The following is a 14507-nucleotide window of genomic DNA, read 5'->3' as shown; positions in this document are numbered from 1 at the left end:
GTAGTAGCAACAAAAACGGGGTCACCCGAAAGTGACCCCGTAATCAAAATATTAATCATGAAAATTATTCACCGTATTTCATCTCAGCACGACGTTTGTAGCCCTCGTAACGCCATTTAGCGTCAGCTTCAGTCTTTGCGAACAGCTTCTCGGCTTCTTCCGGAGCAGCTTTTATCAACGAGTTGAAACGAACTTCACCCATCAAATATTCACGGAATTTGCTGTAATCCGGCTCCTTGGAATCCAATTGGAACGGGTTCTTGCCTTCTTCCTCCAACATCGGGTTGTAACGATACAACTGCCAGTATCCGCATTCAACAGCCTTCTTCTCTTCAGCCTGAGATTTACCCATGCTTGCTTTCAGACCGTGATTGATACACGGTGCGTAAGCGATAATCAAAGACGGACCGTCATATGCTTCAGCTTCCTTCAACGCTTTCAAATATTGAGCTTGATTTGATCCCATGGCAACCTGTGCAACGTAAACATAGCCGTATGACATAGCCATAGCGCCTAAATCTTTCTTGCGTACGCGTTTACCGCTGGCAGCAAATTTAGCAACAGCACCCACGGGGGTTGATTTGGATGATTGACCTCCGGTGTTGGAATAAACCTCGGTATCAACCACCAGCACGTTCACGTTGTGACCGCTTGCCAACACGTGATCCAAACCGCCGTAACCGATGTCATAAGCCCAACCGTCACCACCGAATATCCATTGAGATTTCTTCGGGAAGTAGGGTTTCAACGTCATGATCTCCTTGGCAACAGCAGAAGTTTCCTTTGCCAGCGCAGCAGACATATTGTCGCTTGCCACTAAAGTCTTGTCGCCATCCTCGTAAGCGGCAATCCATTCATTGATAGCAGCTTGCGTGTCCGCAGAAAAACTTGACATATTTTCTTCCAACAATCTTCTAGCACGATTGCGCAAACGGTTGGCTCCTTCAGCCATACCGAAGCCGTACTCGGCATTATCCTCGAACAAGGAGTTAGCCCAAGCCACACCACGTCCGGAAACGTAGTTTTTGCAATACGGGGTTGATGGGGCGGAACCACCATAGATAGAAGTACATCCCGTAGCGTTAGCCACCATCATCCGTTCGCCGAACAATTGGGTGATTAACTTGATATAAGGAGTTTCACCACAACCTGCACAAGCCCCGGAGAACTCGAACAAGGGTTGTTGGAACTGAGAATTCTTCACATTGTTAGGCTCAACAACACGTTTGTAACCTACCTTCTCGTCCATATATTTGAAACGAGCAATTTCCGCTTCCTGAGATTCAAGCGGCTTCATGATAAGCGCTTTTTCTTTTGCGGGACATACATCGGCACAATTACCGCAACCGGTACAGTCTAACGGGGATACTTGGATCTTGAACTTGTATCCGGCAAGCTCTTTACCGATAGCCGGTTTCGTTTCCGTTCCGGCAGGAGCGGCAGCCAACTCGGCGTCAGTCAACAAGAACGGACGGATAGCAGCGTGAGGACAAACGTAAGCACACTGGTTACATTGGATACAGTTATTCACTTGCCATTCCGGCACGTTGATAGCGATACCGCGTTTCTCGAATTTAGAAGTCCCGGCAGGGAATGAACCGTCTTCACGTCCGGCAAAAGCGCTAACGGGAAGATCATCCCCCTTTTGAGCGTTCATCACGTCAACCACGTTGCGGATGAATTCCGGGCGATTCGTGTCGGGAGCGCAATTCTCGTCTTTCAGATTCTTCCATTCAGCGGGCACGACTACTTTTACCACGTTCGTATCGATACCTCCGGCATCTACTGCGGCATAGTTCATTTTCACTACAGCCTCTCCTTTTTTACCATATGATTTGTCGATCGCTTTCTTCATCTCGCTAACAGCCAAATCATAAGGAATCACGTTCGTGATCTTGAAGAATGCAGATTGCATGATCGTGTTAGTACGGTTACCCAAACCTAACTCCTGACCGATCTTGGTTCCATTGATGATATAGAAATTGATATCGTTTTCAGCCAGGTAACGTTTCATGTGATTCGGCAGGTGGTTGGCAACCTCGTTTTCATCCCAAAGAGAGTTCAACAAGAAAGAACCGCCTTTTTTCAATCCTTTCAACACATCGTACATATGGATGTACGCGGGCACGTGACAAGCCACGAAGTCCGGCGTAGTGATTAAATAAGTAGAACGAATAGGCTCGTCGCCGAAACGCAAGTGAGAAGCGGTAAAACCACCTGACTTCTTGGAATCGTAAGCGAAATAAGCCTGGCAATATTTGTTGGTTGCACCACCGATAATCTTGATAGAGTTTTTGTTAGCACCTACCGTACCGTCAGAACCCAATCCGTAGAATTTAGCCTCGTACATGGCATCCGAGTTTACTTTCACTTCCGGCTCAACAGGCAGTGAGTGGAAAGTCACATCATCCACGATACCCATCGTGAAATGATCCTTCGGCTCGTTCATCGCCAGATTCTTGTAAACACCGATGATTTGTCCCGGAGTCACGTCTTTAGAACCCAAGCCGTAACGACCTCCCACAATTATCGGGGCATTCTCTTTGCCGTAGAACACCTCTTTCACGTCGAGGTACAACGGATCACCATTAGCTCCCGGCTCTTTTGTGCGGTCAAGCACTGCAATACGTTTTACAGAAGCAGGAATTGCTTCCATGAAATATTTGGCAGAGAACGGACGATACAAATGAACGGCAACCATACCCACTTTTTCACCCTTAGCCACCTTGTAGTCGATCACTTCACGGATAGTTTCAGTGACAGAACCCATGGCGATGATGATGTTCTCAGCGTCTTTCGCTCCATAATACACGAACGGGCGATAGGTACGTCCGGTAATCTTGGACATTTCATCCATATAGTAAGCCACGATATCCGGCACGGCATCGTAGAATTTATTAGCAGCCTCACGACCTTGGAAATACACATCCGGGTTTTGAGCGGTACCCTTTGTTTCCGGGTGCTCTGAACTTTGTGCACGGTCACGGAATTCCTGCAATGCTTTCATATCAACCAACCCGCGAATAGCTTCCATATCCAACTCCTCGATCTTCTGGATCTCGTGAGAAGTACGGAATCCGTCGAAGAAGTTCACGAAAGGAACTCTTGATTTGATTGCGGTCAGGTGAGATACAGCAGAAAGATCCATTACCTCCTGTACAGAGCCGGATGCCAACATGGCGAACCCGGTTTGACGAGCAGCGTAAACGTCTGCGTGATCGCCGAAAATAGAAAGTGCATGAGCAGCCAAAGCACGGGCACTCACGTGGAACACGCAAGGAAGCAGCTCACCTGCAATCTTGTACATATTCGGGATCATCAACAACAAACCTTGTGATGCAGTGTAAGTCGTGGTCAAAGCACCTGCTTGAAGAGAACCGTGAACTGCACCTGCCGCCCCGGCTTCCGATTGCATTTCAACGACACGAACAGTCTCACCGAACAGGTTCTTCCGACCTTTCGCTGCCCACTCGTCAACATACTCTGCCATCGGGGACGACGGAGTAATAGGATAGATACACGATACCTCGCTGAACATATAAGCTACATGAGCAGCGGCAGCGTTACCATCGCATGTGATAAATTTCTTTTCTTTTGCCATTTTTTTAAACATTAACTAACAATAGTTGATCACTCTATTTATTTTTATTTTTCACTCAATATACAAAACCGGCAAGCCACAAAGGAATAATATTCTTCTCCCCCCGTTCGATCATATCGGTCATCAGAATCACTGAATCCCTGACCCGCCCTTTATCATCTGACTGCCGCACGGAAACCTCATATTTCCGGTTCACGAGCAAGTCCTCGTTTCCCGAATAATTTAGTTTCGCCACGGCACACAACTGACTCACTAAAAAAGTTTTCCGAACCATCAGCGAATCCGTGTTATCCAAACAAACCGCATTCAGCAAGTTCGGATTATGCAGGAATACCTGGTTCGGCTTCAACCCGTTCTCGTCGTCACTTTCCTTGTCGAACAACAGCGACAATAACCGCGCATTCTTCATGTAATGCAGGTAATTTAACACCGTTGCTCGGGAAACCCCGATCTGCGTACTCAATTTGCTGATATTAATATTACTGTTACCGTTTGCCACGATATAAAGCAATTGCTTCAACTTCGTCAAATACTTCAGTTCTATCTGATTATTATACGGAATATCAAACTCCAATGTTAAGTTGATATTTTTCAACAAATAATCGATATGTGATTTCTCCTCCAAATATATGGGATAATAACCATATTTCAAATAGTTACTAAAAAAAGCTAACGGACGTACCTTTTCCAGAATGTCGTTCACGATCTCCTCGTGGCGCTCCACGATCTCCTCGAAAGAATACACGGGAAACTTGTGTCCCGTCTCCAATTCCAAAAATTCCCGGAAAGATAACCCGCTCAGGTTATACATCTCCACGATACCTTGAAGATATTTATTCGATTTTACTCTTAATATGGAGGATACAGTGAATACAATCTGCAATTCCGGGAAACGGTCGTAAGCCTCGCGCAGCTCTTTATCCCAATTCGGGTATTTGTGTATTTGGTCTAACAGCAATACTTTTCCCCCGAGCTTGTAGAAACGTTCCACAAAATTGAACAATCCCTCCATAGCGAAAAATAGATTATTGATATTCACGTACAAGCAGGAGGGATCTCCTTTATAATGCTCTTTGCAAAAGTCCAGCAGAAAATTCGTCTTTCCCACGCCCCGGCTCCCCTTTATCGCGATCAAACGGGCACGATAATCAATCGTATCCAACAGACCGCACCGGATAGCCGACGTTCTCTCTTTCAATAGAATATTATGCGTGTTGCGTAAACTCTCCATTTTTTATTCTTTTGCAAGGCAAAGGTAATAAAAAAAGCCGGATTTTGTAATCCGGATGTTGCAAAACATATAAAAAGCAGGTTAAGTATAGCTTAACCTGCTTTTCTATGTTATATACTATGGTATTTCCCCTAAATTCGATTATTTGTCATTCATGGAAATCAAGAATTCCTCATTCGACCGGGTTTTCTCCAAACGATCTTTCACGAACTGCATAGCTTCCACGGAATTCATGTCCGTCAAATAGTTACGCAATATCCAAATACGGTTCAGCACATTTTCATCCAGTAACAGATCGTCACGACGCGTGCTGGAAGCAGTAATATCCACAGCCGGGTAGATACGACGGTTGGACAATTTGCGATCCAACTGCAATTCCATGTTTCCCGTTCCCTTGAATTCCTCAAAAATCACGTCGTCCATCTTTGATCCGGTTTCCGTCAAAGCGGTAGCCAAAATGGTCAATGAACCGCCGTTCTCGATGTTACGCGCGGCACCGAAGAAACGTTTCGGTTTGTGCAGAGCGTTGGCATCCACACCTCCGGAAAGTACTTTACCGGACGCAGGGGACACGGTATTATAAGCACGAGCCAGACGAGTGATGGAATCCAATAAAATTACCACATCATGTCCGCACTCTACCATCCTTTTCGCTTTTTCCAACACGATATTAGCCACCTTCACGTGACGTTCTGCCGGCTCGTCGAAAGTAGAAGCTATCACCTCCGCTTTCACGCTGCGTGCCATATCGGTAACCTCCTCCGGACGTTCGTCAATCAGAAGAATGATCAGATACACCTCCGGGTGGTTAGCTGAAATAGCGTTAGCAATCTCCTTCAACAACATGGTCTTACCCGTCTTCGGTTGAGCCACGATCAGACCGCGCTGCCCTTTACCGATCGGGGAGAACATATCTACCACGCGGGTAGAAATAGTAGCCCGTCCGCTTCCAGTCAAATTAAATTTCTCGTTCGGGAACAAGGGGGTCAAATGGTCAAAAGGAATACGGTCACGCACAGCCTCTGGAGACTTTCCATTAATCTTTGAAACTTTGATTAACGGGAAATATTTTTCTCCTTCTTTCGGGGGACGAACCGTACCTTCCACGGTATCACCCGTGGACAAACCAAATAATTTAATTTGGCTTTGAGACACGTAAATATCATCCGGTGAATTCAAGTAATTATAATCAGATGATCTCAAAAATCCATACCCGTCGGGCATAATTTCCAATACCCCGGAATTTAAGATAATACCTTCAAACTCGTAATATTTATCTCGTTTGTCAAAACGCATTTTATTATTCGAGTAATCTCTTCTATCTTCATTCTCCGAAGAAGCATTATCATAAACCTCATTTCCATTCTCTCTCTCTGAAATAATATCCTTATTTTCAGAATCGTCAAAATTATCCTCTTCTTCATCCAGACGGACAGCTTCCTCGTCACGCTCAACACGTTTACGTTTTATAAATTTAGGACGAACTCTCTCGCCTCCTTGCTCCTCTTTCGGTTTCTCTTCCACGTTCACCTCTTTCTTCTCTTCCACCGCGGGGACATTCTTATTCTCTTGTCTCTTCCGTTTGTCAAAAACCTTGCGTTCTTGTCTTTGACCAGCTTGTTCCGGTTTAACTTCCGCAACTTCATCGGCTTTTACTTCGGCTTTTGGTTCCGGTTGTACTTCCGCTTTCTTTTCCACGACAATCCCGCTCTCGGTACGGCTAAAGACTAAATCCTTATCCAAGATATCACTATGTACGACATTTACCGGCTGAACTTCTTCCTTCACTGCTACTGCTTCCTTTTTCACGGATGCTTCCTTCGCTCCTTCTTTTTGCTGTTGTTCCGGTTTGCCCTCTACCTTTTTATTATCCTTGTTCTTGTTGAATTTAGGAAGTCCGCCTTTAGAGTCTCCCACTTTTTCGGCACCACCTCTTATCACACGTACCCGGGGCTTTTTCTCCTTTGGCTCCACGGGAGCAGTCTCCTCGGTAGTTACCATCGCCTGCTGGTCTAAGATTTTGTATATTAATTCTTTCTTTTTATAGGATTCGATCCTTTTAACATTCAGGTCTTTTGCAATTTGACGCAATTCTGAAAGCAACTTTTCATTCAGTTCTAAAATATCGTACATATAGTTACGTTATATTTGGATTATTTCTTTTCAGTAAGTAAAAATCACCCGGCATGAACCAGGTGGAAATGCTAAACTGCGACAAATTTATAAAGAATTCTTCTTACTCACAAATTGTTAGTGAAAAATTATTTAAGATATTTCATATAAATGACCTTTTTAGTCTCAAAAAATTCTTCGTCAAAAAATGCCGGAATATTATACACGGTAATCCGCTCCCTGAAATCTTTTATTTCCTCTTCAAAATCTCCCCCCTTCAAGTAGATAATCCCGTTCGGAAGCTCGTTGCATCCTCCTTTTTGAATCCGGTTCCGGACAAGGGTCATAAACGACGGGAAAGCCGTGACGGCACGGCTAACGATAAAATCGAACTTTTCTTTCATGGTTTCTACCCGCACTTGATCTGCCTTCACATTCTTCAATCCTAGTGCGGAAGCCACACCCTCGACCACTTTTATTTTCTTCCCGATAGAATCCACCAGGTAAAAATCCACCTCCGGGAACATGATAGCCAAAGGAATTCCCGGGAATCCGCCTCCCGTACCAACATCCAACACGCGGGTACCCGGCTGGAATGAAATGACTTTCGCGATTGCCAGAGAATGCAACACGTGATGAATCTCCAATTCATCTATATCTTTTCTCGAAACGACATTAATCTTCTCGTTCCACTCCCGGTAGAGCCCTTCCAACTGGTTGAACTGGCTTATCTGTTTTTCACTCAATCCGGTAAAATATTTCTCTACAATTCCCATAGTCACCTTTTTCGATTATATATCGGCAATATCAATAAACAAATCACCCCGACAACAATGTACAAAAGAGTCATCGTGCCATGTGTCAACAAAGCGAAAGTCTTCGTCATACTCTCGACGCCCTCCGTGTGCGGCAAATAAATCATCAAAGCGGCAATCACCATAAAATGCCATGCCCCGACTCCACCCTGCACCGGAGCCACCATCCCGTAACTCGAAAGCACGAAAACAGTCAAACCGACCATAGGTCCCAGCCCGGAAGTGAACTTGAAGCAGAAGAAGCATACGTACAGCATCAGATAATACATCAGCCAAATAAAAACGGTATGCCCGATAAACAGCCACTTGTGGTCGACATCCTTCACGGTCAGCAGCCCCTCTTTCACTCCCGTCAAAAAATGATGCAACCGGGTGAAGAACGTTCCTTTCCGCAAGAACCAGATAAAAGCGACCAGCCCCAGTACCAGTACTCCCAACACGACCCACGTCACGGGAGAGGAAAACATCCCGATCAACTTTTGTTTTATATCCTCGTTATTATCAAGAAATATCCCGACCTGTTTAAACTGCGTCACCACGACAATCAACGTAAGCAACAACAACATGACCATATCGAAAACCCGCTCGGTCACCACAGTTCCCAACAATTTCGAGAAAGGCACTTTCTCGTATTTACTCACTACCCCGCAACGCGTCAACTCCCCCATCCGGGGTATCGCCAAGTTAGCAAAATAACCGATCATCACCCCCATAAAACTATTCATGAACGAAATCCGGTATCCCATGGATTTCGTCAGCATCTGCCAACGCAGGGAGCGGCTCACGTGGCTAAGAATCCCTAGCACGATAGCTACCCAAATCCACGTGTAATTCACATCCTCCCGCAACGCTTTCATCAACTCGGCAGGATCCTGATCCCGGTACACGAGCCAAAACAGCACCACCGTCACGCACAAGAAGGCAAAAAACTTTACAGTCTGTTTATAAAATGACTTCATCAACAAATTTTAGTCAAGATTGGCATTCCAATAATTTTCACAACTCAAAATAAAATCATTATTTTGTAAGCTGGATGCAAAAGTAAATAAATAATTGGAAGTTTAACCCATAACACCCTGATTTCATTCTATGAGTATTGTTAGAGCCAAGAAACATCTGGGACAACATTTTCTGAAAGACCAGAATATCGCCCACAAAATTACGGAGAGTTTATTACCTGTAACCAAGGGGGTTCTGGAAATAGGTCCGGGAATGGGTGTGCTTACCCGTCATTTATTAGCTGACACTAAATTTTCCGTGTTAGCGATTGACATCGACCAAGAATCTATCGATTACCTGTACGAAGAATTACCCGAATACAAGCAACAGATCATATATGGAGATTTCTTAAAGTCGGATATCCGGTCATTTTACCAGGAACCATTTTCCGTGATCGGGAACCTGCCTTATAATATATCATCTCAAATCTTTTTCAAGATTTTGGCAAACCGGGATCTTATCCCGCAAGTGGTATGCATGATTCAAAAAGAAGTCGCAGAACGCATCAGCGCCCCTCACGGTAACAAGACCTATGGGATACTCAGCGTATTCTTGCAGGCTTTTTATGACATCGAGTACCTCTTTACCGTCGGGGAGCAAGTATTCGATCCGCCACCAAAAGTAAAATCGGCAGTCATCCGCCTGGTTCGCAACAAAAGAGAAAAACTCGACTGTGACGAAAAACTATTTTTCAATGTTGTAAAGACAGGCTTCAACCAACGCCGCAAAACGTTGCGCAATTCTTTAAAACCAATAGTTTCGCCCGATTTTGTTTCAGAATGCTTATCTTTGCGCCCGGAACAATTAAGTGTAGAGGATTTTATCGCACTATGCAAAGAAATTGAAACGTTTAATCATTTAAAAGCCACCACGATATAGACTTTTAAATCTCTAATTCAGTAAATTATGCAACAGTTTGAACTATCGGAAGAATTTGTTTCCCATCTCGAGAAACTCATTCAAGCGAATAACAAAGAAGACGTAGCCAAACTGGTCGAACCGTTACATCCGGCTGATATTGCAGAAATCATGGAAGAATTGGATACCAAAGAAGCCCAATTCCTGTTTCTACTGCTAGATGAAGAAAAAGCTGGGGACGTGCTGGCTGAAATTGAAGAAGACGAACGGCAACGTTTCATCGATTCGTTTCCCTCCGAAATCATCGCCAAACGTTTCGTCGACAACATGGACTCGGACGACGCCGCCGACCTTGTCGGGAGTATGCCCAACGAGCAGCAACAAGAAGTGCTCTCCCACATGGAAGACCTCGAACAAGCCGGAGACATTGTCGACTTGTTGCATTACGACGAAGACACCGCCGGAGGACTCATGGGAAAAGAGTTAGTCAAAGTTAATGAGAATTGGACCGTACTCACCTGCCTCCGCGAACTTAGCCGCCAAGCCGAAAATTTGGACGAAATATTCTACGTTTACGTGGTAGACGACGACAATATTCTCAAGGGCAGGCTATCTTTAAAGAAAATGATTCTAACCCCGACCTCCACGAAGATCAAAAACATCTACAACCCGGACGTAACTTACGTGACAACGGACGAACCCGCGGAATCCGTGGGACGTATTATGCAAAAATATGACTTGGTAGCCATCCCCGTGGTCGACTCCATCGGGCGGCTCGTGGGACGTATCACCATTGATGACGTGGTAGACGTCATCCGGGAAGAAGCCGAAAAAGATTATCAAATGATGTCCGGTATCTCCCAGGATGTAGAATCTTCGGACACGATATGGGATCAAACCAAAGCCCGCCTCCCCTGGTTGATTATCGGATTATTCGGGGGGATGCTGGCAGCCTACATGATCTCCTTCTACGAGGCGGATATTGCCCTATTCCCTGCCACTGCAATGTTCATTCCCGTTATCACGGCAATGGGTGGAAACGTGGGTATCCAATCCTCCGCCATCGTGGTAAAAGGACTTGCTTCCAATTCGCTAAACCCGAAAAACATCTTTCAAAGCATCACGAAAGAAATATCGTGTGCTACAATCAATGCTTCTATTTGCTCTTCTATAATTTTCATCCTATCCCTCTTTTTTGGTCTGAACTCTTACGCGATGCCCATTACAGTAACGATTTCTTTATTCATCGTGATTATGTTTGCCTCCATGTTCGGCACGGCATTTCCTCTACTACTCAACAAGATGAAAATAGATCCGGCATTGGCAACGGGACCGTTTATCACGTTGACAAATGATATTATCGGACTGAATATTTACCTATTTATCGGAAAAGCCATTCTGAAGGGGCTAATGTAACCGCAATTCCCGGTCTTATTTGGAAGCTAATAATTACGGAAAAAATTGTTTAATTAAAAGAGTGTTGCTAACTTGCGAGCGTTTTTTTAAGAGATAGCTATTATTAAATCATAAGGAATAGAAATAAAATAAATTACTATGTATCAGGGAATAAAAACAGTGTCATTTGACGAGGCTGTAAAAGTTGTAAAATCCAACGACCGGATTCACATTCACAGCGTGGCTTGTGCCCCTCAAGGTTTAATCCAGGCACTTTGCAAAAGAGGTCGTGCTGGTGAATTAAAAAACGTGAGAATACAACATCTACACACCGAGGGTAGTGCCCCCTATGCAGAAGCTGAATTTGAAGGCATATTCTGTCTGGAATCTTATTTTGTGGGTAGCAACGTGCGCAAACCCACCCAAGAAGGTTATGCAGACTACGTACCAGTTCACTTGAGCGAAACCCAAAAATTAATCAGAAGCGGCATTCATCCGGTAGACGTAGTCATGATTCAAGTTTGTCCTCCCGACAAACATGGCTTTGTATCCATGGGAACTTCCGTGGATGCGACATTAGCTGCCGTACAGAACGCTAAAACTGTTATCGGTGTTATCAACCCGAACGTTCCCAGAGCATGGGGGGACGCTATTATCAGATTATCTGACATCGACATCTTCTGCGAAGACAATACCCCGCTTATCGAAGCACACCCAGCCACCTTATCCGAACAGGATATTGCCATCGGTAAAAACGTGGCTTCCTTGATCGAAGACGGAGCCACCCTACAAATGGGTATCGGTGCAATCCCGAATGCAGTACTTTCACAGCTGGGCAACCACAAAAACCTGGGTATCCATACCGAGATGTTCGCTGACGGCGTATTACCGTTATACGAGAAAGGCGTTGTCAACAACATGAACAAAAAATTCGACAAAGGTAAAATTGTTTCAACCTTCTTGATGGGTTCCAAAAGAGTCTATGACTTCATCGATGATAACCCAGGAGTTGCCATGATGGACGTGGGCTACACGAATGATCCGTTCATCATTGCCCAACAACCGAAAATGACGGCTATCAACTCTGCACTCTCCGTGGATATTACCGGACAAGTAAATGCCGATTCACTCGGAATCAAATTCTACAGTGGTTGCGGTGGTCAATTAGACTTCATTCGCGGAGCTGCAGCCAGCGAAGGAGGTAAACCTATCATCGCACTTCCTGCCGTAACCAACAAAGGCGTCAGCAAAATTTGCCCGACCCTCTTGAACGGAGCCGGAGTCGTTACCACTCGTTTCGACGTCCATTACATCGTTACGGAATTCGGGATCGCCGATCTTTACGGGAAAACCCTTCAAGACAGAGCGAAAGCGCTTATCAACATCGCTCACCCCGATCACAGGGAATCTCTTGATAAAGCAGCATTCGAAAGATTTGGTAGCCACTACCACTTCATTTCAAAATAAGAACAATAAAGAGGAAGCCGGTTGCTTCCTCTTTTTTTTATTACTATTTTTGCCTTATTCATTGCAGGTTTCAAAACTATAACTTGCAACTCGTAATCTGTAAACTTATGACCATTATGATGGATTGGAATAAACTATTATCATCAAGGCGCTATCAACCGGGAAGCACAATCACCATGTTTCGCTCACACGACCGTTCGCAATTTCAAAGAGATTATGATCGCCTGATCTTCTCTTCCCCGTTCCGTCGTTTACAAAACAAAACGCAGGTATTCCCCTTACCGGGAAACATCTTCGTGCACAACCGGCTGACACATAGCCTTGAAGTTGCTAGCGTGGGACGTTCCCTTGGTAACAAAATAGCCCAATTCATCAAAACAAAAGAAACACTGGAACATCCGGAAATTTTGGAAGAAATCGGCACGATTGTAAGCACAGCGTGCCTCGCTCATGATTTAGGTAACCCTCCCTTCGGACACTCGGGGGAAGAAGCCATATCTTATTTTTTCATTGAAGGAGAAGGACAATATCTCAAGAAACTCCTCACGGACGAAGAATGGGCTGATATCAGCCATTTTGAAGGCAACGCAAACGCTTTCCGCCTATTGACTCACAGTTTTAACGGACGGCGTCCGGGAGGCTATACAATGACTCTTTCGACTCTTGCTTCCATTGTCAAATATCCTTTTGAATCCAAAGCCTCCCCCAAAGGACATAAATATGGTTTTTTTCAAAGTGAAAAAGAGATTTACATGGAAGTCGCCAAAGAACTCGGAATTATTCAACTAAGCGATAAACCGTTAAGATACGTCCGCCATCCCCTTGTTTTTCTAGTGGAAGCCGCAGATGACATCTGTTACCAAATTATGGATATCGAAGATTCTCACAAATTGAAAATTCTATCCTATGAAGAAACAACCAAAATCCTACTCAATTTTTACGATAAAGAAACAGACAAGGACGACCTAAAAACCATTGCACGCACCTTTAAAATCGTAACAGATAAAAACGAATATATAGCGTTCTTGCGTGCCGGAATCATCAATAAATTAATCAATGCCTGTGCCGACATCTTTTGCCAAAACTATGAAGCGATCATGAACGGCACCTTTGAGGGCAGTCTAATCAGTCACTTGAGCGGAACCAACAAAATGGCATACGAAGCATGCACAGAAGTGGCATACTCACGAATTTACCATACCAACATCGTTACCCAAATTCAGATTGCAGGTTTCAAAATCCTGGCTACTATATTGAAAGAATATATCGATGCCGTTCTAAAACCGGAGACCTATTACGCCCGTAACATTCTTTCTGTTATGCCGGAACAATACAAAGTACACAAAGACGATTCCATCTACACAAAAATTCAAACCGTAACAGACTATGTTTCCGGAATGACAGACTCTTACGCCCTAAATCTATACCGGAAAATCAAAGGAATAGAACTACCAGAAATCAGGTAAAACAATTGAAAATGAACTTCATCGCAAAGCATCTCCTGCCAATATCTCACGTTGTCGCGGGAGATCCTTCGCAAGCTCAGGATGACAAAACATGGAAAACTTAACAGCCCAGCTTACCCAAGAGGAGTCGGAGGAGGTAGTGAACGAATTAAAAATTCAAACAATAAAAAAGAGCGAGTCATTTGAACTCGCTCTCTCTAAATTTGGCATCGACCTACTCTCCCACCTTTCGGCAGTACCATCGGCGCTAACGGGCTTAACTTCTCTGTTCGGGATGGGAAGAGGTGGATCACCGTCGCTATAGACACCGTTTAATACCATTCAAAGTCGTTTCCAACTACCGTCACTCCAGCGTGGCACTCTTGCCAACCGTGACAAATATCTTTAAAGTCCATTATTCATTCATGCCTTCAAGCGATCGTTTTGACAATCGCTTGGAACGTTAATCGAATCATCTCACCCACCGAACGTCAACTATCGGGTGATTAGTACCACTCGGCTTTGCCGTCGCCGGCTTTACACCTGTGGCCTATCAACGTCGTCGTCTACGACGACCCTAGATG

The 14507-nt window shown here is 44.6% G+C and carries 9 protein-coding genes and 2 rRNA genes; 4 read left to right on the top strand and 7 right to left on the bottom strand.

Annotated features, from left to right (window positions below; translation table 11 throughout):
* Positions 1-64 precede the first annotated feature (64 nt).
* The 5 genes from nifJ to BN8899_RS00125 all read right to left on the bottom strand — a co-directional run bounded on the left by nifJ (position 65) and on the right by BN8899_RS00125 (position 8718).
* Positions 65-3601, bottom strand: a complete 3537-nt coding sequence (nifJ, locus tag BN8899_RS00145; protein ID WP_065217989.1) for a pyruvate:ferredoxin (flavodoxin) oxidoreductase — start codon at positions 3599-3601, stop codon at positions 65-67.
* Between the two features lie 55 nt (positions 3602-3656).
* A complete protein-coding gene (locus tag BN8899_RS00140; protein ID WP_065217816.1) occupies positions 3657-4832 on the bottom strand; it encodes an AAA family ATPase in 1176 nt (391 codons plus the stop codon).
* A gap of 141 nt (positions 4833-4973) precedes the next feature.
* A complete protein-coding gene (gene rho, locus BN8899_RS00135; RefSeq protein WP_065217815.1) occupies positions 4974-6965 on the bottom strand; it encodes a transcription termination factor Rho in 1992 nt (663 codons plus the stop codon).
* A gap of 128 nt (positions 6966-7093) precedes the next feature.
* A complete protein-coding gene (gene rsmG, locus BN8899_RS00130; protein WP_065217814.1) occupies positions 7094-7720 on the bottom strand; it encodes a 16S rRNA (guanine(527)-N(7))-methyltransferase RsmG in 627 nt (208 codons plus the stop codon).
* Positions 7721-7722: 2 nt separating this feature from the next.
* Positions 7723-8718, bottom strand: coding sequence for a lysylphosphatidylglycerol synthase transmembrane domain-containing protein (locus tag BN8899_RS00125; protein WP_026207689.1), 996 nt, complete (start codon positions 8716-8718; stop codon positions 7723-7725).
* A gap of 130 nt (positions 8719-8848) precedes the next feature.
* On the opposite strand from BN8899_RS00125, the gene rsmA reads away from it, so the two are divergent.
* The 4 genes from rsmA (at position 8849) to BN8899_RS00105 (ending at position 13944) form a co-directional block, all read left to right on the top strand.
* The gene (rsmA, locus tag BN8899_RS00120) at positions 8849-9637 is read left to right on the top strand and encodes a 16S rRNA (adenine(1518)-N(6)/adenine(1519)-N(6))-dimethyltransferase RsmA (protein ID WP_018338598.1); all 789 of its coding nucleotides are present in this window, start codon (positions 8849-8851) and stop codon (positions 9635-9637) included.
* Positions 9638-9664: 27 nt separating this feature from the next.
* Positions 9665-11032, top strand: coding sequence for a magnesium transporter (gene mgtE, locus BN8899_RS00115; protein WP_018338597.1), 1368 nt, complete (start codon positions 9665-9667; stop codon positions 11030-11032).
* Between the two features lie 138 nt (positions 11033-11170).
* A complete protein-coding gene (locus tag BN8899_RS00110; protein WP_018338596.1) occupies positions 11171-12478 on the top strand; it encodes an acetyl-CoA hydrolase/transferase family protein in 1308 nt (435 codons plus the stop codon).
* Positions 12479-12594: 116 nt separating this feature from the next.
* Positions 12595-13944 (top strand): deoxyguanosinetriphosphate triphosphohydrolase, encoded by a 1350-nt coding sequence (locus tag BN8899_RS00105; protein ID WP_148375191.1) that lies wholly within the window; start codon positions 12595-12597, stop codon positions 13942-13944.
* 201 nt (positions 13945-14145) lie between these two features.
* On the opposite strand, the gene rrf is transcribed toward BN8899_RS00105, so the two are convergent.
* Positions 14146-14256, bottom strand: a 5S ribosomal RNA gene (gene rrf, locus BN8899_RS00100).
* A gap of 154 nt (positions 14257-14410) precedes the next feature.
* Positions 14411-14507, bottom strand: a 23S ribosomal RNA gene (locus tag BN8899_RS20895); the annotation flags it as partial.

Source organism: Butyricimonas sp. Marseille-P2440 (assembly GCF_900091675.1).
GTDB classification, from domain to species: domain Bacteria; phylum Bacteroidota; class Bacteroidia; order Bacteroidales; family Marinifilaceae; genus Butyricimonas; species Butyricimonas synergistica.
The sequence above is the reverse complement of the archived record's forward strand: the minus strand, read 5'-3'. Positions and strand labels throughout refer to the sequence as shown.

Bases quoted from the DNA above. Each gene is read 5' to 3' on its own strand.
- nifJ (WP_065217989.1), bottom strand. From the start codon at position 3,601: ATGGCAAAAGAAAAGAAATTTATCACATGCGATGGTAACGCTGCCGCT.
- BN8899_RS00140 (WP_065217816.1), bottom strand. From the start codon at position 4,832: ATGGAGAGTTTACGCAACACGCATAATATTCTATTGAAAGAGAGAACG.
- rho (WP_065217815.1), bottom strand. From the start codon at position 6,965: ATGTACGATATTTTAGAACTGAATGAAAAGTTGCTTTCAGAATTGCGT.
- rsmG (WP_065217814.1), bottom strand. From the start codon at position 7,720: ATGGGAATTGTAGAGAAATATTTTACCGGATTGAGTGAAAAACAGATA.
- BN8899_RS00125 (WP_026207689.1), bottom strand. From the start codon at position 8,718: ATGAAGTCATTTTATAAACAGACTGTAAAGTTTTTTGCCTTCTTGTGC.
- rsmA (WP_018338598.1), top strand. From the start codon at position 8,849: ATGAGTATTGTTAGAGCCAAGAAACATCTGGGACAACATTTTCTGAAA.
- mgtE (WP_018338597.1), top strand. From the start codon at position 9,665: ATGCAACAGTTTGAACTATCGGAAGAATTTGTTTCCCATCTCGAGAAA.
- BN8899_RS00110 (WP_018338596.1), top strand. From the start codon at position 11,171: ATGTATCAGGGAATAAAAACAGTGTCATTTGACGAGGCTGTAAAAGTT.
- BN8899_RS00105 (WP_148375191.1), top strand. From the start codon at position 12,595: ATGATGGATTGGAATAAACTATTATCATCAAGGCGCTATCAACCGGGA.